Genomic DNA, 17,837 nt, shown 5'->3' with positions numbered 1-17,837 from the left:
CATGATGGTAAAATTGAGGGATTTCATTCAACTCAATACCGCAGGAATAGGATGAAATAATGCCGTTTTGGATTTCGTTTGCGTTCGGCTTTAGGAATGCAAAAAGTTGCAAGGAAAGTTTATTCCATCCTATCGAGATGTTGCAAATTTGTTAATTAAAGGAGGTTCACCCCATGAGTGAACTGGCGGAGATATTTGTCGGAGAAACCAGGGAACACCTGGATATTCTGAATGATTCTTTGATGGAGCTTGAAAAGGACCCGGAGAACAAGGAAATCATCAATGAGATCTTTCGGGTGGTTCACACCATGAAAGGATCCTCCGCCATGATGGGCTTGATGAAGATGGAGAATATGGCCCATGGCATGGAGGATGTATTACATGATGTTCGGGATGGAAAGCTTAAGGTTGATGCCAAACTGGTGGAGCTCCTCTTTGTTTGTCATGATTTTCTCCTGAATTGTTTAGAATCGGTGATTCAAAATGGGGATGAAGGCGATTTCAAGTCGGATCAGATTATGAAGCATCTGCACGAGATCATCCAGGCGAATCAGCAGCCACTTGAAATGCCCCAATCCGGGATAGAAAAGCCAATGTTTCTCGACTCTCCGGAGCTCATCCAACAAGCGCAGGATTTGGCAGCGCAAGGATACTCGCTGTATCAGGTTCAAATTACCTTTAAACCGGAAACGCAACTTGTCTCCGTGAGGGCACTGATTGTTTATCAGATCTTGGAGAATCAGGGAGTATTGCTGAAGGCTGACCCGGAAGTGCCTGCGGTTAAAGAGGGTAATCTTCTCTACGAGCCGGAACAATTGGTAGTAATTTTGGCTTCGCAATCGCAAGATGCCGCTATTCTTCAATCGTTGGCTATCGAAACGGAGATCATTGTTTCAGTTCAACCCCTGCCAGCCAATTTTGGAACCATTCCTAGCGTCAATCCGTTCCGCCTGGTCACTTCCCAGGAGCGAAAAGCGGAGGGCACAAATGAGTCGGATGAGGTGGATCAACTCGTTGCGGAAATTATTGACGGACCGGCCGGGCCTGCGCAAGTAATTGAGATTGACCGGGAATTTCGGGCGGATTTTTTGGCGGAAATGCAAGAGTATCTTGGCAAAATAGAGCTTAGCCTGTCGGAATTGGCAGGACCCGTGGGAAACGCCGAGATTCTTTACCGGATTTACCGGCTGTTTCATACCATCGGCGGTCTGGCGGGGTTTATCGGTTTTGGCTCAGTGAAAAAGATCACCGATCATACCAAGCGGTTTTTGAATCAGATCCGGAAGGCGGAACACCAAACTGACCAAATTGTACTGGAACGACTTTTGATATCGGGCGAGCTGATCAGACAGCTGATCACGGAAACATCCGAGCAAGCGGGTCCGGAGTTATCCAAGAAAATTGAACAACATCTGCAGGACTTGGAATCGGGTACGAAGGGCGTTTCTTCGGCCGAAGCCGTGATTGCGACGGCGAATCTCCAAGAGCCGCCAGCAGCAAAGCAGTTCATAAAGCAGGAAGCCAATCGTCAGCCGCTCCTGGTCCCGGATGCCTCGGATGAGCCGAGCGAGGGGAAAGGTTCTCCAACGGAAGCTCCGGGTCAACCCGCTCGGGCATCGGAACCCAACAAACGCAATGGGTTGAATGGAATTTCCGGAACTGAATTTGCCCGCATCCCTACCTACAAGATCGACGGTATGGTCGATAAAATTGGTGAACTGCTGATATTGCAAGCACAGATTGAACAGTCCGCGTTGCAACGTTTTAATGCCAATGATGAACTGGTCAATAAAGTGTTACGGATGGAAAGGCTGATCAAGGATCTTCAGAGTCAGTCCATGTCGATGCGGATGGTTTCGTTAAAGGCGACATTTCAAAAGATTAACCGGGTGGCGCGCGATGCCATTAATGAACTTGGAAAAAATGTAAACTATCTGGCGCTGGGAGAGGATACGGAGATCGATCGCGGTGTCGCCGAGAAGATCCAGGACCCATTGCTCCACATGGTCAAGAATTCGATCTCTCATGGGATTGAAAGCGAGGCGGAAAGAATCCAGCTCGGGAAACCGCCGCAAGGAGAAGTTAAAATTCAGGCCTATAACAAAAAAGGCAACATTTATATTGAGATTTCCGATGATGGACGGGGTTTGTCGCTTGAAAGGATCCTCACCAAAGCCATTGAAAAAGGCTTGGCCGATCCCGCCAAAAAATACCGGGATGAGGAGATTGTCGACTTCATCTTTTTGCCCGGCTTTTCTACGGCGGAAAAGGTGAACCATATCTCCGGCCGGGGAGTCGGTCTCGATGTCGTCAAGACCGAAATGGCGCGGATCGGCGGCAAAATCGAAGTGCGAAACTTTCCGGCCAAGGGTTGCACCTTCATTCTCAAGATTCCCATCAATTTTGCAGCTCTAAATGGAATTATCGCTGAGATTTTTGGTTATCGCTGCGTGATCCCGACTTTGAATGTAAAGCAGATTATTCAACCCCGTCCTGAGCAGTGGATATTCATCAAAGGGAAACGGGCCTTTTTTAAGGTCCGGGATGAAGTGCTGCCAGTGGTGCCGATTGCGAAAGCTTTTGGGGTCGCGGAGCCGGACCATTTACCGGAGAATAGTTTGGTGATCATACTGGAAATGGATAAGCACCAGAAGGCATTGCCGATCGCTGGCATTTCCGGCCGGAAGGAAGTCGTGGTCAAGCCGCTCGATCGAGAATTTAAGGAACAGAAATTCGCCTCCGGAGTTTCTATCCTTGGCGACGGGAAACTGGCAATGATCCTGGACGTTGAGAATTTATTCAAAATTGAAAACTGACGGCGTAGCGAAGTACTCATCGCGCCATTTTACGGGGAGTGTGAATCATGAAAACCTTGATCGTCGAAGATGATTTTGTCAGCCGTCGCTTGCTCCAGATCATTCTGGCGCCCTATGGTCCTTGCGACATTGCTGTAAATGGTAAGGAAGCGATCGAAGCGTTCCGCCTTGCCTGGCAGGAAAAGAGTCCATACCAATTAATTTGTTTGGACATCATGATGCCGGAACTGGGCGGACAGGAGGTTCTAAAGACGATTCGTGCGATTGAACGGGAGATGAGCGTCGATTGGGGAGATGGCGCCAAGATTATTATGACCACCGCTTTGCATGATCATGAAAATATCAAGCAGGCATTTCAGGAACAATGCGAGGCTTATCTCGTAAAACCGATTGAGCGAGTCAAACTGTTACAGCAATTGCGCGAGATGCAATTGATCGACTAAATAGGTATGGAAGGGTTCAATAGTTATTTTCTCCAGCCTGGCTTCATTTTTGTAACCCCTGAGCCGTATTTGATCCAGACGGTCCTCGGATCTTGCGTAGCGGTCTGTATCTGGAGCGAGGCGCCACGGATCGGCGGGATGAATCATTACCTATTTGCCAGATCGTTACGCGGTGAACGCAATGCGCGGTTTGGGGATCTTTCCATTCCCTATATGATTCACCTATTCCGGAAGATGGGCGCGGAAAGATCCGGATTGAAAGCGCATATCGTTGGCGGAGGTCAGCATTTGCACCTCAATTCCATGATTGGAAATGAGAATGCGAAGATTGCGGAAGAAATTTTACAGAAGCATCGGATTGAGATTGCCACGCGGGATACGGGCGGTCCAATCAGCCGAAAAGTTATCTTTAATACTGTTACCGGAGAGATCTTCATTTCAAAAGTAAATAAAGCGTGGGAAAGCGACTGGTATAAATAACATGGCAGGGAAGATTAAGGTATTGATTGTTGATGATTCAGCCATGGTTCGGAAAGTTTTCAGCACCGAACTAGCCAAAGATCCCGAGCTGGAGATAGTCGGGACAGCGCCCGACCCTTTTATCGCCCGGGACAAAATAGTACAGTTGAACCCCGATGTACTGCTATTGGATATCGAAATGCCAAAGATGGATGGCTTGACCTTTTTGGAAAAACTGATGCGTTATCATCCGATGCCGGTAATTATCGTGAGTTCCCTGGCTGAAAAAGGAGGGCAAGTAGCCTTGCGCGCTTTAGATTTAGGTGCAGCCGAAGTTATTGCCAAGCCGGGTTCTTCCTATTCGGTGCAAGATATGAGCGCGCAATTGATCGACAAAATTAAGGCAGTGGCCGGCCTGCGAAAATTTTCAATTTCTGCGACGCAATTCAATCGTTCGGAAGCAGTCTCTCAGAAGTACCAATTCAACAACGCATTACTGAAAACCACCTTTAAGATATTGGCAATCGGAGCCTCCACGGGCGGCACGGAGGCCTTGAAGGCTTTGTTGACTCAATTGCCTGCGGATATGCATCCAATTTTGATAGTTCAGCATATGCCGGAATTTTTTACAAAAGCTTTTGCCGATAGGCTAGATAGTCAATGCCGGATCCGAGTGAAGGAAGCCGAGGATCAGGAACCGGTGACACCCGGGAAAGCGCTCATTGCTCCGGGAAATAAGCATTTGGTCCTCAAACGGAGCGGCGCCAATTATTACGTTGAGGTCAAAGACGGCCCGCTCGTCTTTCATCAACGACCGTCGGTTGAAGTACTGTTTCAGTCGGTCGCCAAATACGCCGGAGCGAATGCAGTGGGAACGATTCTTACTGGAATGGGAAAAGACGGCGCTACGGGATTATTAGCGATGAAAAAGGCCGGCGCCTATACCATCGCTCAGGACGAAGCAAGTAGCGTGGTTTATGGGATGCCCAAAGAGGCAGCTGTTATTGGTGCGGTTTCTCGAATTCTGCCATTATCGGAGATTCCTCATGCCCTCGTAGAGGCGTGTAATCGATAAGCATGGAAATGCAATGAATCCCACAATTATTTACCGGGGGGAGGAATTGAAGATGAATTTTGCGGAAGCATTGCATCATAAAGAAAATTGGCTTATTCAGCGGATTACTGCGCACGCTGTAGAAAATCACTTGTCTGATGCCCTTCTTATTCTTCAAAAAGATGATCTCATCTCAGTTCCTCGCTTGTCGCAAAAGTTGATTCTGGCATGGCAGAATCGAAGCGGTTTCAGCATGGATCCTGTATTTCAAAATACCGTGGATTCCGTGAGTTCTGAAATGTGCGATGAACAGAATGTTTATACCTTCCAAGTTCCTTTTCCGATTCTTCTGGCTTTACTGAAGTGCTTCCGCCGAAGCTATTTGGAGTTCATCGGCACTACAGAGGAGCTGCCAGAAAATGCCGCAGCTTATATTCAGTTGATTGAGCGCTTTTTCGACTGTTTTGAGGTTAGCCTATGCGAGCAATGGACAAAGCAAGAGAGCGAGAACCGTTATCACCGGTTTGTGGAAAACTTGCCCGATGCTTTCTTTGCCCAATCTCAAGGGAAGATTGTCTATGCCAATCAGGGTTTCTTGAGACTTTTAGGATTTGAAAAAAAAGAACAGGTATACGGTAAATCAATTTATGAATTTGTACATCCAGACTTTTATCAACTTACCCAACAGCGTTTAATGGAACTGGAGATATTGGGAAACAGTACGCCTTTAGTCGAGATGAAATATGTGAACTTTGCAGAGAACGCCATTGATGTAGAAGTAGCTTCAACAGCAGTCCGGCTAGACCCCGGGACTCCAGGTTCTTTGTCAATTGTTAGAGATATTACGGCACGAAAACATTTTGAACAAGCATTGCTTGAAAGCGAGGCTCGTTATAACAGCCTTTTTGAAATGAATAATTCGGTGATGTTATTGATTGATCCAGATACTGGCGCAATTGTCGACGGGAATGCGGCAGCTGCTGAGTTTTATGGATTTAGCAAATCTGTTCTCAAAACTTTAAACATTATGGATATTAATGTACTTTCTCTCGCAGAAATTCGTTCAGAAATGAAGCGAGTCGTCAAACTGGAAAAAAGGCTGTTTATTTTTAAACATCGATTGGCAAGCGGCGAGATTCGCGAAGTGGAAGTCTATAGTGGCCCGATCAAGGTCAACCAGCGTAATCTCTTATATTCGATCATTCACGATATCACAGAACGAAAAGAAGCCCAGGATGAATTGCGCCGAACCAAAGAATGGCTCGAATTGTTATGCCGAGTGACACCAAGCGCCGTTTTTTCGGTGGATTCAGAAGGAATGATTACCAGTTTTAACGATGTTGCGGCTGAACTCACCGGATTCTCACCCCAGGAAGTAATCGGTAAACCTTGTCGCATGTTTGCGCCAACTCCATGTGTTAAGGGAGCATGCGGCCTTTATTGTCCGGATGTTCCAAAACCGGTGATGTCCATCGAATGCAGGATGCGGAAAAAAAACGGGCAGTGGATGACGGTCTTAAAAAGTGCTGACTTGCTCAGAGACCCGGATGGAAAAATTATAGGCGGAGTTGAGAGTTTTATTGATATCACTGAGCGTAAGGAGACGGAGCAAGCCTTAGAGATGGCCAAAAATGCCGCTGAAGCAGCTAATCGGGCGAAAAGTGAATTCCTGGCGAATATGAGTCATGAGATTCGGACCCCGATGAATGGCATCATCGGAATGACTGAATTGGCGTTGCAAACTGAACTCGACAGAGAACAGCGGGATTATCTGCAAATGGTTAAGAATTCTGCCGATTTATTACTGGAGATTATCAATGACATTCTCGATTTTTCAAAGATAGAAGCTGGTCAGCTGGAGCTTGAAACTGTCGATTTTAACTTGCGAGAGATGATCGAAAAAACAGTGGAGACGTTGGCAGTGACAGCCCATCAAAAACGGATTGAATTATCGTATCAGATCGATTCATCGCTTCCGCCGGTTCTTCATGGAGATCCAGGAAGAATAAGCCAAATATTGACCAATCTTATTGGCAATGCGGTAAAATTTACCGCTCAAGGTGAGGTCGTAGTCAAGATTGGTTGGGGAGAGTCAACTCCTGGAAGGATCGCCTTTACAGTTCGTGATACCGGGATCGGAATTCCAGCGGAGAAAATGGACCGCCTTTTCAAAAGTTTTAGTCAAGTGGATGGCTCCATTTCGCGAAAATACGGTGGAACCGGATTGGGCCTTGCGATCTCCAAACACTTAGTGGAGATGATGAACGGCCATATTCAAGTGAAAAGTACGCCTGGCGAGGGTAGCACCTTTCAATTTGAAATTCCGTATATGCCCCCTCTCGTTCAAACGAAGGTGATATCCCAATCCGTTCATTTTAATGGCTCCATTAAAACATTGATAATTGATGATAATGAGACCAACCGCTTGATACTTAAAGATATTTTACGAAATTTAGGGTTTTCCGTGAGTTTGGCCGCTAATGGAGTTGAAGGATTAGCTTTATTGCAAAATGCCGCCATTTATGGAATTCCATATCATTTTGTACTTTTGGATGTGAATATGCCGGAGATGGATGGATTTGCTGTGGCTGAAACCATTAAAAGTCAGCCGGAATTAAGAAACACAATCATCATGATGCTTACCTCGGATGCGGTTCAAGGTGATTTGGCGCGCTGTCGGAAATTAGGAATCGAAAGTTATCTTGTTAAACCGGTCCGACAAGGGGAGCTGATTCAAATGATGGCACATTTAATATACCAACGCGGCCTTGAGGAAAGTGAGACTCGCGAGTTGAGACAAGCCGGGGAAACGACATTACCTCAAGCGAAAATTAACAACGGTCCGCTTCAATCTCCGACGACGCTCCGTATTTTACTGGCGGAAGATAACATTGTCAATCAAAAACTGGCTGAGACTTTATTGCGTAATCGAGGCTGGCGAGTCACTACAGCTGTTAATGGGAAAGAATGTCTGACTCTTTGGGAACACGGTCAGTTTGACTTGATTTTGATGGATGTGCAGATGCCGGAGCTTGACGGATTTGAGACTACCTCGATAATTCGGCAAAAAGAAATGAGTATCAACAGACATATTCCAATTATCGCCATGACTGCTCATGCGTTAAAAGGAGATCGCGAGCGATGCCTAGCGGCCGGGATGGACGATTACCTCGCAAAGCCAATAAAAATGAATGATTTATATCGTGTCATCACCCGTAATATGACGCAGGGCTCTTCCAATGAGAGTATTATTGATCTGAATTCGCTCCGCGAAAATCTGAGTAACGATTCGCAGTTGCTCGCAGAGTTAATCAAAGATTTTTTGAAGGTTCTCCCTACAATGATTGATGGACTTTGGAGCGCCTTCGACGCAAGGGATGATAATCTCTTATATCAAAAGGTACATAGTGTTAGAGGAGCGATTTCCAATTTTGGAGCCGTTAGCGCGCAAGAATTGGCACTTCAATTGGAATCGGTGATTCGAGAAAGTCAGTTTATTGATGCTGAACCCTTACTGGTTAGGTTAGTTTCAGAGTTGAAATGGATTGAAAAAAGATTGGTAGAAGAGTTACCATCTTAAATCGGTGATAGGTAGGAATTGTTCTAGCTCGTAACATATATCATCCGGTGGTCTTCGTATTATGCTATATCATGAAGCGAGTTTATTTCAAAGTCTGATACGGAATAAGCAATATTGGCCATTACTATGTAAAAACGATCTTTAGGAAAAACTATAAAGCTATTAAGATTATACAGGTAACGTCGATATAATATTTAGAAAACCTGTTCGGCAAGGATGCTGATTAGTCAGGCCTGCGGATTAAAAAATTCGTTAATCCGGACGACCGATGTTTCAGCAGCGGCCGCCCGGATTTTATTCGGTAAATTCGCTAAAATAAGGAGTGAACTAAATGGGGAGCAGTTTTGAGCGGGAACCCATGTTGGATTTGTTCATTTTTGAAACCACACAACTCATTGAGCAGCTGGAACAACTTATTCTCAATAGTGAACAAGGCAATGGGTTTGACTCATCGATTAATGAAATTTTCCGAATCATGCACACCATTAAAGGTTCCTCGGCCATGATGCTATTTAATAATATTTCGAATTTAGCTCATGCGATCGAAGATCTCTTTTATTTTTTACGCGAGGAAAAGCCAAGCCAGGTAGATTATATGAAATTGAGCGATTTAGTCTTGGCTGGGGTTGATTTTACCAAAAATGAGATTAACAAGCTTCAAAACGGAGAAGAACCCGACGGAGATTCATCCGGGTTAATCCAAACGATTAAAGAGTTTTTGGCAACATTGAAATCCGATGCGTCAGGAGCGCCTCCTGAAAACAAAAATGATACAAAAAAGGCAGAATCGCAAAAGTTTTATATTGGTTCCGACCAGAATGCAGAAAAAAAGGATAATCAAAACCGTTTCCGGATCGAACTTTGTTTTATGGAAGGCTGTGAAATGGAGGATGTTCGAGCCTTCACCCTTTTGTATCAGTTAAAAGAGAAAGCGGAGGTAGTCGAAACCAGTCCTGAGGTTATCATCGACGATCAGGATACAATTGGGGAGATCCGCAAGAACGGTCTGCATATTTTGATACAGAGTCAGCTCACTCCTGAAGAGCTTCGTGATTTTCTAAATAAGACGCCGTTTCTCAAAGAAGTGACCATTCTTCCGGATATCGATACTCCCGCGATATCAAAGATCCAAAAAGATGCGTCCAGTAATGATACGGGCAATTCTCATCCAAATGAAACGAAGCATGGTGGAGAGGCTGAGAAAAACCATGTTCTTAATTCGGTAACCCAGAAATTTATCAACGTTAATGTCGATAAACTGGATAAATTAATGGATCTGGTTGCAGAGTTGGTGATTGCCGAAGCAATGGTGACTCATCATCCGGAACTAGAAAACTTACCGCTGGAAAACTATCATAAAGCCTCTGGACAACTTCGGAAAATCACGAATGAATTGCAGGATATCGTAATGTCCATCCGAATGGTTCCGTTGACGAATACATTCCTAAAAATGCAGAGGATAGTAAGGGATATGTCTCACAAGCTTAATAAAGATGTTGAGCTTGCGCTAATCGGTGAAGAAACTGAAGTTGATAAGAATATCATTGAAAATCTATCTGATCCGCTGATGCATTTAATCCGAAATTCGATTGATCATGGTATAGAACCTCCCAATGAACGTCTGGCGAAAGGGAAACCGGAAACAGCAAAAATAACATTGGAAGCGAAAAACTCCGGAAATGAAGTGTGGATCATTGTTCAGGATGACGGTCGCGGATTAAACAAAGAAAAGATTTTGGCTAAAGCTCAAGAAAATGGATTGGTCTTTAAGCCTGAAAGCGAATTAACGGATCGCGAAATTTATTCATTTATTCTTTTGCCAGGATTTTCGACCAAGGAAAAGGTAACGGAATTTTCGGGTCGCGGTGTAGGCATGGATGTAGTCGTGAAGAACATTGAGAAGGTAGGCGGAACCGTTTTCATTGATAGCACACCGGGAATGGGAACTGTAATTTCATTAAAGATTCCGTTGACTTTAGCAATTATTAATGGAATGTCGATTCAAGTGGGAGAATCGCTTTTTACTGTTCCAACGACAACCATTCGAGAGTCATTTCGAGTAAAAAGTGAAGACATTATTCATGACCCGGATGGAAATGAAATGATCCTGCTTCGCGGGCAATGCCATCCCATTCTCCGACTGCATCAATTTTATAAAATTCCTACCGTTGTAGAAGAATTATCGGAAGGAATTATTGTGATGGTGGAAAATGATCAAAAAGTAATTTGTTTATTTGCTGATCAATTACTGGGCGAACAGCAAGTGGTGGTGAAGAATCTTCCACGGTACATTAAGAAAGTAAGTGGGGTTGCGGGTTGTACTCTATTGGGGGACGGCAGTATTAGTTTGATTTTGGATGTAGCGGGGTTTTTGCATTATTGAAGTCTTTTGAGAGGTCTCCATTCGTTCTATGACGTTAAAAATAATTGGACTTAAAAACAAGAGGTGGTAGAAATGATTGGAATGGTCGATGAATCAATGGAATTGCAAGAAGATACGCAAAAAGGGCGGTTTCTGACGTTCTCTATCGGAAAAGAAGATTATGGAATAGAGATAAAATTTGTTACGGAGATTATCGGCATTCAAGCGATTACACAGGTACCCGAACTTCCGGATTATATCAAGGGAATTATTAATTTACGAGGCAAAATCATTCCGGTGATGGACGTAAGAATTCGATTTAAGAAAGATTTTCTGGAGTATAATGAGCGGACTTGCATTATTGTAGTTGATATAGAAGAAATTACGATTGGTTTGATCGTTGATAAGGTACTTGAGGTTGTTACGATACCGGAAGAAGAAATTGTGCCTCCTCCCGATCCCAGCACTGGATTTCAGACCCGATACATTAAAGGGTTGGGCAAAATAGGAAATCAAGTAAAACTGTTGTTGGACTGCAAAAAATTACTTAACGATGATGAAGTTAAAAACTTGGCCGAGCTTTCTTAAGTTGATTTTTCTCGTTATTAAATAAAAGTGAAAACAACCCGACGTAATACGTTATAATTGTGGTGGGGCTTGATCATGGTTTCAATTAACGAAGATGAGTTCGTTGAGCTTGTTGGTTTTATCAAAAACAATTATGGTATTAATTTATTTGAAAAAAAAACGTTGGTAACCGGAAGGCTACAGCATATTTTAGCAGAAAAAAATCTCAATTCTTTTTCGGAATATATAAAATATGTGAAAGCTGATCAAACGGGAAAAGCGATTACAACATTAATTAATCGGATTACGACCAATCATACTTTTTTTTTGAGGGAGAAAGAACATTTTAATTACTTTCAAACTCAAGTGCTCCCATGTTTAAAAAAGACCGCTTCCAATAAAGATTTACGAATCTGGAGTGCAGGATGCTCTAGTGGAGAAGAACCTTATACTTTGGCAATGATTATCGCAGACTTTCTCGGGATGGAACAAAAGTTATGGGATAGTCGTATTTTAGCTACGGATATTTCGGAAAAAGTCTTAGAGACTGCGACACAAGGGATATATACCAACGAACAATTACAGGTCTTGCCAGAAGAATGGAGACGAAAATACTTCAAAAAACATGACTCCGATTCGAGTCATGTTGTTGAGGAAATTCGGGAAAATGTAATTTTCCGGCAGTTTAATCTGATGAATCAAGTATTTCCATTTAAAAAGAGATTTCAGGTCATTTTCTGCCGTAATGTTATGATCTATTTCGACTCTGAGACTCGTCGGCAACTTGTGAATCGTTTTTATGATCATACTGAACCGGGCGGGTATTTATTTATCGGTCTTTCGGAATCCTTACGGCGAGAGGAAACCGCTTACAAATATATTCGTCCTTCGGTCTATAGAAAGGAATAAAGCCAGTGACAATCAAACAGCGGATTAAAGTCTTGGTCGTTGATGATTCCTTGGTTTTTCGGGAAACCTTAGTTCAAGGTCTCGCGGCGGATTCAGGAATTCAGGTTGTGGGGACAGCGAGCGATGCGTATGAAGCTAAGGAAAAAATCATTGCCTTGCAGCCGCAAGTTTTGACTTTAGACGTTGAAATGCCGAAATTGAACGGGATCGATTTCTTAAAACAGTTGATGCCCCAATATCCTTTACCAGTAGTAATGGTTAGTGCTGTGAGCGATAGCGTTTTTGAAGCGCTCAAAGCTGGAGCAGTTGATTTTGTAACCAAACCGGATACTTCCATTGGTCGTAGCATGGAATCACTCATTAACGAACTGATTGTAAAGATTAAAATTGCTTCGATTGCTAAGGTAGGAAGTTGGAAGCATGACCCCAAGTTCCATGAAGTAAAGAATGTGATTCAAGGTCGGCCCGATAAACTAATCGCCATCGGAGCCTCAACCGGGGGAACCGAAGCTTTATCCCATATTTTGCAGGCTTTTCCGCGCAATATGCCAGGAACGGTTGTGGTTCAACATATGCCGCCGGTTTTTACCAGAATGTATGCTGAACGGTTGAATAACTCTTGTCAAGTCGAGGTAAAAGAAGCGGAAAACGGCGACCGTGTATTTCCGGGGCGGGTTTTGATTGCGCCAGGGGATTTTCAAATGAAAATTAAAAGAGGCGGCGAATCTTATTTTATTGAATGCTTTAAAGGGGACAAGGTGAACGGACATTGTCCCTCGGTCGATGTTTTGTTTCACTCCGTCGCAGATCACGCTGGTAAGAATTCGGTGGGGGTTATTCTTACAGGGATGGGGTATGATGGCGCCAAAGGATTGCTTGAAATGCGTAAAAAGGGGAGTCGGACTCTCGGTCAGGATGAGAGTACCAGTGTGGTGTATGGTATGCCGCGGGTCGCTTTTGAAATCGGCGCAGTGGAGAGGCAGGTACCGCTAGGAGAGATGGCGAAAGCGATCGAAACCTGTGTCAACAACCTATAGACATGGGTTTGGGAACTCAAAGCGGAAGGTGAAGCCGTGTTTGAAGTTTTGCAGGTTTTAATCGCCAGCGACCAAAAAAATGATGCGGATAGAGTGGCTGAAGCAGCTGCTCAAGAAGGTATTACCATAACGGTGTACCAGGTGGATGATAATTCGGCTTTAAAAAGCGCAATTTCCAATCGCCTTTGGGATTTGATAGTGCTGAATATCGATCTTTTTCCCGACGATTCGTTGCTCTCTCCACTCGTAAAAGACGCAGTAGAGGCAATTGTGCTCTTATTGAGTAGGAATTTGCAAGCTGAGAATTTTCAGTTTTCATTCTCTTATTATGATTGTTTTTTTCCAAATCAGCTTCCGCATCGTTCGAGAGTACTTCAACATGCATTACGAGAATCTTTGCTACGAAATCGCTTAAAATCAGGTAGTCATCACACTCGTTCAAATAAGGAACCGATACATTCTTTATTGGATTCTATCGGAGATGGATTAATTGTAACCGATGATCGATTGAATGTTATTTTTATTAATAAAGTTGCTGAGGAATTGACTGGCTGGACGCTGGAGGAAGCCATTCATCAACCCGCCAATGTGATTTTTAAAATCATCAATTACAAAACGGGGCTACCGGTCACTGATCCCATGCAAATAGCTTTTGAGAACCGGACGAAGGTGGGACTTCCAAAACATACGGCATTAGTGGCCAGAGACCGGACAATTCGTTACATATCTGCGAGTAACGCTCCGATACAAAATCAAACCGATACTGTCCTTGGAGTAGTCGTCGTATTTCGGGATATAACTCGTATTAAGCGAATAGAGGAGTTGGTCTTGGAAAAAGAGCGACTTCAACAGGCAATTTTGAATAATATCCCCGATTTAGCTTGGTTGAAAAATGAAGAGGGACATTATATTGCCGTAAATGAAAGGTTCGGCTCTTTGCTGGGAGTTCACCCCGAAGCAGTTGTCGGGAAGACAGACACTGAGTTGTGGCCGGAGCAGCTTGCCAAAAGTTTAATGAACGGCGATGGTGAAGTGGTATATTTTGGCCGGCAATTTGGATCGGAAGAAAAAATCAGGGTGCGTGGCGGTGATGAACGCTGGTTTGAAGTCATCAAAACTCCAATCTTTGCGGAAGATGGACGGATTGTAGGAAGCACCGGCATTGCGCGCGATATTACGTATAGGAAAAATGCCGAAGCTCAACTGCGGGCGAGTCAAGAAAAATATTCTTCTTTATTTGCCAATATGTCGGATGGTTTTGCTTACCATCAAGTTGTATTTGACGAGCAACAAAATCCAATAGATTATGTTTTTTTAGAAGTGAATGCTGCTTTCGAAAAATTGACGGGCTGGAATCGAGAACAGTTGATCGGTAAACGCCTTACGGAGATAATCCCCGAATCGGCGCCGATTGTTGCGGAGCGGATTCGCATCTTTGGGATGGTGGCACTTACAGGTGAGAGTATTAAACTGGATACTTCTCAATCGGAACTGAGCAGCGGCTGGGTATCCATTTCGGCATATAGTCCGCAGCCGGGTTATTTTGCGGTCGTAATATCCGACATCAGCGGGCGTAAACAGGCTGAGGCCGAAATGAAACAGGCGAAAGAGACCGCCGAGGCAGCGAATCGGGCTAAAACGGAATTCCTGGCCAATATGAGTCATGAGATCAGGACGCCACTGAACGGAATTACGGGAATGATCGATTTGACTCTTTTAACTAGCCTGGAGCGGGACCAGCGTGAAAACCTTTTGATTGCCAAGAATTGTGCCGGGACTTTATTGAATGTAATAAATGATATCCTTGATTTCTCTAAAATTGAAGCAGGGAAACTTGAAATCGAACTCATTCCTTTTGATTTGGATGAATTAGTTCATAAGGCGCTCAAAGCCCATCTCTCAAGTGCTTTAAAAAAAGGATTGGAGTTAACCGTTGAGGTCAACCCCCGAACCCCACGTTCCTTAATCGGTGCGCCGCTCCGCCTGCTACAGGTGCTGAATAATCTGCTATCCAATGCGGTGAAGTTTACTGAGACTGGGATGGTAACGCTAGCAGTCTATCATAGTTATGACCGGAATGATAGTGTGTTTCTTCGGTTTGAAGTCAGTGATACCGGAATAGGAATCGAACAGTCTGAAATGAATCGCCTATTTCAAACATTCAGCCAAGTGGATGGATCAATTACGCGCCGTTTCGGCGGGACCGGCCTGGGACTTGCGATTGCCAAACGGTTGGTAAACATGATGGGCGGAGAAATTGGGGTATACAGTGAAAAAGATCGGGGCAGTACTTTTTATTTTTCTGTTCCGGTTACGCTTGATGCTCAAGACTCACCGCCCCAGAAAGCCAGCCTTCCCGATTATCTTGACCTCGGCTCGGCACAGTTGCATGTGCTGCTAGTGGAGGACGATCCGATTAATCAGGCAACCGTTGCGAAGATGTTACAGCGCATTGGGATAAAAGTCGATGTCGCCACGGAAGGGATAGAGGCTCTCCATAAATTGACACGAAACAGTTATAATCTTATTTTGATGGACATCCAAATGCCGGGCATGGGAGGCATGGAAACGACCCGCCGAATCCGAGAACTGGAAGCGGAAGCCGGAGGGCACATCCCAATTATAGCTTTAACGGCGCATGCCTTTTCGGACGATACCAAAAAGTTTCTGGCTGCAGGCATGGATGGCTTGGTTACCAAACCGGTTTCCATCTACGACCTTTCAAAAAACATTGCTGAACTCTGTTTCGTTGAAGCGGCAAAATACCAGAAAAATTCCGAGGCGGAAGACCTTTCAAAAGAATGGGAACCAGAAAAAATCCAACCGGATGACAGTAAGAAGCGGTTTCTCCTAAATTTCGAGGCTGCTTTTAATCATGAAGATTATGCAACTATGGAAGACATCGCTCATCATTTAAAAGTAGCTGCCGTTAACGAAAAGGATGATATCTTGAAGCAACTTGCCTTTAAGATGGAAATGGCAGTGCGAAAAGAACAATGTCTTGAAATTAAAGAGTGCTATGATAAACTGGAGCAGTATTTACATAGAGCTGAATAAGAGGCGATTCCGCTTGCTCGAATTGGTTTGACACATAATGATTGAATGTTGCGCTGTGATAAATGAAAGGGGGTTCTCACCATGCGGATTATGATTGTTGAGGACGATTTAGCCAGCAGAAAATTTTTATTTAAGTTTTTAACAATGTACGGTGATTGCGATATCACTGTGAATGGCATGGAAGCAGTGGAAGCTTTCTTGATGGCTTGGGATGAAGGTCAACCCTATGATTTAATCTGTATGGATATTATGATGCCCAAAGTGGACGGCTATAAAGCCTTAAAGACGATTCGCGGAATTGAGAACCAACGAGGCATTCCGGACCAAAACCGGGTCAAGGTGATTATGACAACGGCCTTGAATGAGCCTAATAATGTCTTTGAGGCCTTTGACACCGGTTGCGAAGCTTATGCCGCCAAACCAATCGATACGGGGAAATTATTGGAAGTCATGCGGAAATTGGGTTTGCTCATGACCCACAACAATATTTAGATTGAACCATAGCATGTGGGATGAGTCTCGTGTCGACCTTTCCAAATTAGAGGATAAAATTACCCATCAAGCAGCCAACAGCCCTGAAGGGCTGTTTATTTCCTGTAGAATAATATGAGTCGCATTTCAAAAATTGTATATCCAATCGAGAAAGAGAACAATCCCTGCGATGACTACCCTGGAGGATGATCATGGTTAGTGTCCTCATTGCCGAAGACCATCACTTGGTGCGGCAAGGAATAAAAGCTTTGTTAGAGAAAGAAACTGGTATCAAGGTTGTAGGCGAAGCTGAGGACGGACAGATGGCAGTGGATATGGTGATGAAGTTGGTACCGGATGTGGTGCTGATGGATATTGCCATGCCACGATTGAATGGGACCCAAGCCATTCAAAAGATCAAGATGCTCGATGTCCCAACCCGAGTTATCGTGCTGTCCATGTATTCGGATCTGTCCCTTGTCCGACAATCCCTGCGCAATGGAGCTAAAGGTTATTTATTGAAACGTTCGGTGACTGAAGAACTCATATTAGCGATTAAGGCGGCGAAACGAGGCGAGATTTTTATCACTCCCATTGTTTCTGCCCCATTAATTTCCGAGATTTTTAATCCTACTGCCTCGAATACCGAAACCGAACTGGATACGATTCTTTCTTCGCGGGAAATGGAAGTCCTACAATTGGTAGCGGAAGGCCATACCAACAACTCGATAGCTTCATTGCTAAATATTACTGTTAAAACCGTTGAGAAACACCGGGCCAGAATGATGAGTAAACTGAATGTGCATGACACTGCCGGTCTGGTACGAATCGCCATCAAACATAATGTAGTATTTTTGGATACAATTCATTGACGAAAATAACGGATAAAAAGTAAGCTTGTTTTCGCATAAGACTCTCTCATTGCCGCAGCAATGAAAAACATCCTCAATGTAGGGTGTTTTTTATTTAAAGGTAGGGTTATACCCTATTATAAAAAGGAAATTTTAGTCGAATATAAAAATAAGACGTATTATTACAAAATATACATTTATAACCATTTCGGAAGCTGTGTCGATTGTTTC

General features: G+C 44.0%; 12 protein-coding genes. All 12 read left to right on the top strand.

Features of this window, described 5'->3' with window-relative positions; genetic code table 11:
* The first annotated feature begins 173 nt into the window (after positions 1-173).
* Positions 174-2,816 carry an Hpt domain-containing protein gene (locus tag EDC14_RS14845; RefSeq protein ID WP_132015096.1) on the top strand — a complete coding sequence of 881 codons (2,643 nt, stop codon included), beginning with the start codon at positions 174-176 and terminating at the stop codon, positions 2,814-2,816.
* Between the two features lie 47 nt (positions 2,817-2,863).
* The gene (locus EDC14_RS14840) at positions 2,864-3,259 is read left to right on the top strand and encodes a response regulator (RefSeq protein ID WP_132015095.1); all 396 of its coding nucleotides are present in this window, start codon (positions 2,864-2,866) and stop codon (positions 3,257-3,259) included.
* 138 nt (positions 3,260-3,397) lie between these two features.
* Entirely contained in the window at positions 3,398-3,739 is a 342-nt protein-coding gene (locus EDC14_RS14835; RefSeq protein WP_165908043.1) for a chemotaxis protein CheD, read from the top strand.
* Between the two features lies 1 nt (position 3,740).
* The gene (locus EDC14_RS14830; protein WP_132015093.1) at positions 3,741-4,793 is read left to right on the top strand and encodes a protein-glutamate methylesterase/protein-glutamine glutaminase; all 1,053 of its coding nucleotides are present in this window, start codon (positions 3,741-3,743) and stop codon (positions 4,791-4,793) included.
* Positions 4,794-4,845: 52 nt separating this feature from the next.
* The gene (locus EDC14_RS14825) at positions 4,846-8,352 is read left to right on the top strand and encodes a PAS domain S-box protein (RefSeq protein WP_165908042.1); all 3,507 of its coding nucleotides are present in this window, start codon (positions 4,846-4,848) and stop codon (positions 8,350-8,352) included.
* Positions 8,353-8,683: 331 nt separating this feature from the next.
* Positions 8,684-10,735, top strand: coding sequence for a chemotaxis protein CheA (locus tag EDC14_RS14820; RefSeq protein ID WP_132015091.1), 2,052 nt, complete (start codon positions 8,684-8,686; stop codon positions 10,733-10,735).
* Between the two features lie 72 nt (positions 10,736-10,807).
* On the top strand, positions 10,808-11,302 hold the full coding sequence (locus EDC14_RS14815) for a chemotaxis protein CheW (RefSeq protein WP_132015090.1): 495 nt from the start codon (positions 10,808-10,810) through the stop codon (positions 11,300-11,302).
* Positions 11,303-11,377: 75 nt separating this feature from the next.
* Positions 11,378-12,190 (top strand): CheR family methyltransferase, encoded by an 813-nt coding sequence (locus EDC14_RS14810; RefSeq protein ID WP_132015089.1) that lies wholly within the window; start codon positions 11,378-11,380, stop codon positions 12,188-12,190.
* Positions 12,187-13,227 carry a protein-glutamate methylesterase/protein-glutamine glutaminase gene (locus EDC14_RS14805; protein ID WP_132015088.1) on the top strand — a complete coding sequence of 347 codons (1,041 nt, stop codon included), beginning with the start codon at positions 12,187-12,189 and terminating at the stop codon, positions 13,225-13,227. The genes EDC14_RS14810 and EDC14_RS14805 overlap by 4 nt, the downstream gene beginning before the upstream one ends.
* 36 nt (positions 13,228-13,263) lie before the next feature.
* A complete protein-coding gene (locus EDC14_RS14800; protein WP_132015087.1) occupies positions 13,264-16,284 on the top strand; it encodes a PAS domain-containing hybrid sensor histidine kinase/response regulator in 3,021 nt (1,006 codons plus the stop codon).
* Positions 16,285-16,365: 81 nt separating this feature from the next.
* Positions 16,366-16,776 (top strand): response regulator, encoded by a 411-nt coding sequence (locus EDC14_RS14795; protein WP_132015086.1) that lies wholly within the window; start codon positions 16,366-16,368, stop codon positions 16,774-16,776.
* A gap of 191 nt (positions 16,777-16,967) precedes the next feature.
* On the top strand, positions 16,968-17,627 hold the full coding sequence (locus EDC14_RS14790; RefSeq protein ID WP_165908041.1) for a response regulator: 660 nt from the start codon (positions 16,968-16,970) through the stop codon (positions 17,625-17,627).
* Positions 17,628-17,837: the final 210 nt, after the last annotated feature.

Source organism: Hydrogenispora ethanolica (assembly GCF_004340685.1).
Taxonomy (GTDB): Bacteria; Bacillota; UBA4882; order UBA8346; family UBA8346; genus Hydrogenispora; species Hydrogenispora ethanolica.
Note: the sequence above shows the minus strand (reverse complement) of the source record. Positions and strands in the feature narration are given on the sequence as shown.

Coding starts and splice junctions, on each gene's coding strand:
- EDC14_RS14845 (WP_132015096.1), top strand. CDS start 174: ATGAGTGAACTGGCGGAGATATTTGTCGGAGAAACCAGGGAACACCTG.
- EDC14_RS14840 (WP_132015095.1), top strand. CDS start 2,864: ATGAAAACCTTGATCGTCGAAGATGATTTTGTCAGCCGTCGCTTGCTC.
- EDC14_RS14835 (WP_165908043.1), top strand. CDS start 3,398: ATGAATCATTACCTATTTGCCAGATCGTTACGCGGTGAACGCAATGCG.
- EDC14_RS14830 (WP_132015093.1), top strand. CDS start 3,741: ATGGCAGGGAAGATTAAGGTATTGATTGTTGATGATTCAGCCATGGTT.
- EDC14_RS14825 (WP_165908042.1), top strand. CDS start 4,846: ATGAATTTTGCGGAAGCATTGCATCATAAAGAAAATTGGCTTATTCAG.
- EDC14_RS14820 (WP_132015091.1), top strand. CDS start 8,684: ATGGGGAGCAGTTTTGAGCGGGAACCCATGTTGGATTTGTTCATTTTT.
- EDC14_RS14815 (WP_132015090.1), top strand. CDS start 10,808: ATGATTGGAATGGTCGATGAATCAATGGAATTGCAAGAAGATACGCAA.
- EDC14_RS14810 (WP_132015089.1), top strand. CDS start 11,378: ATGGTTTCAATTAACGAAGATGAGTTCGTTGAGCTTGTTGGTTTTATC.
- EDC14_RS14795 (WP_132015086.1), top strand. CDS start 16,366: ATGCGGATTATGATTGTTGAGGACGATTTAGCCAGCAGAAAATTTTTA.
- EDC14_RS14790 (WP_165908041.1), top strand. CDS start 16,968: ATGGTTAGTGTCCTCATTGCCGAAGACCATCACTTGGTGCGGCAAGGA.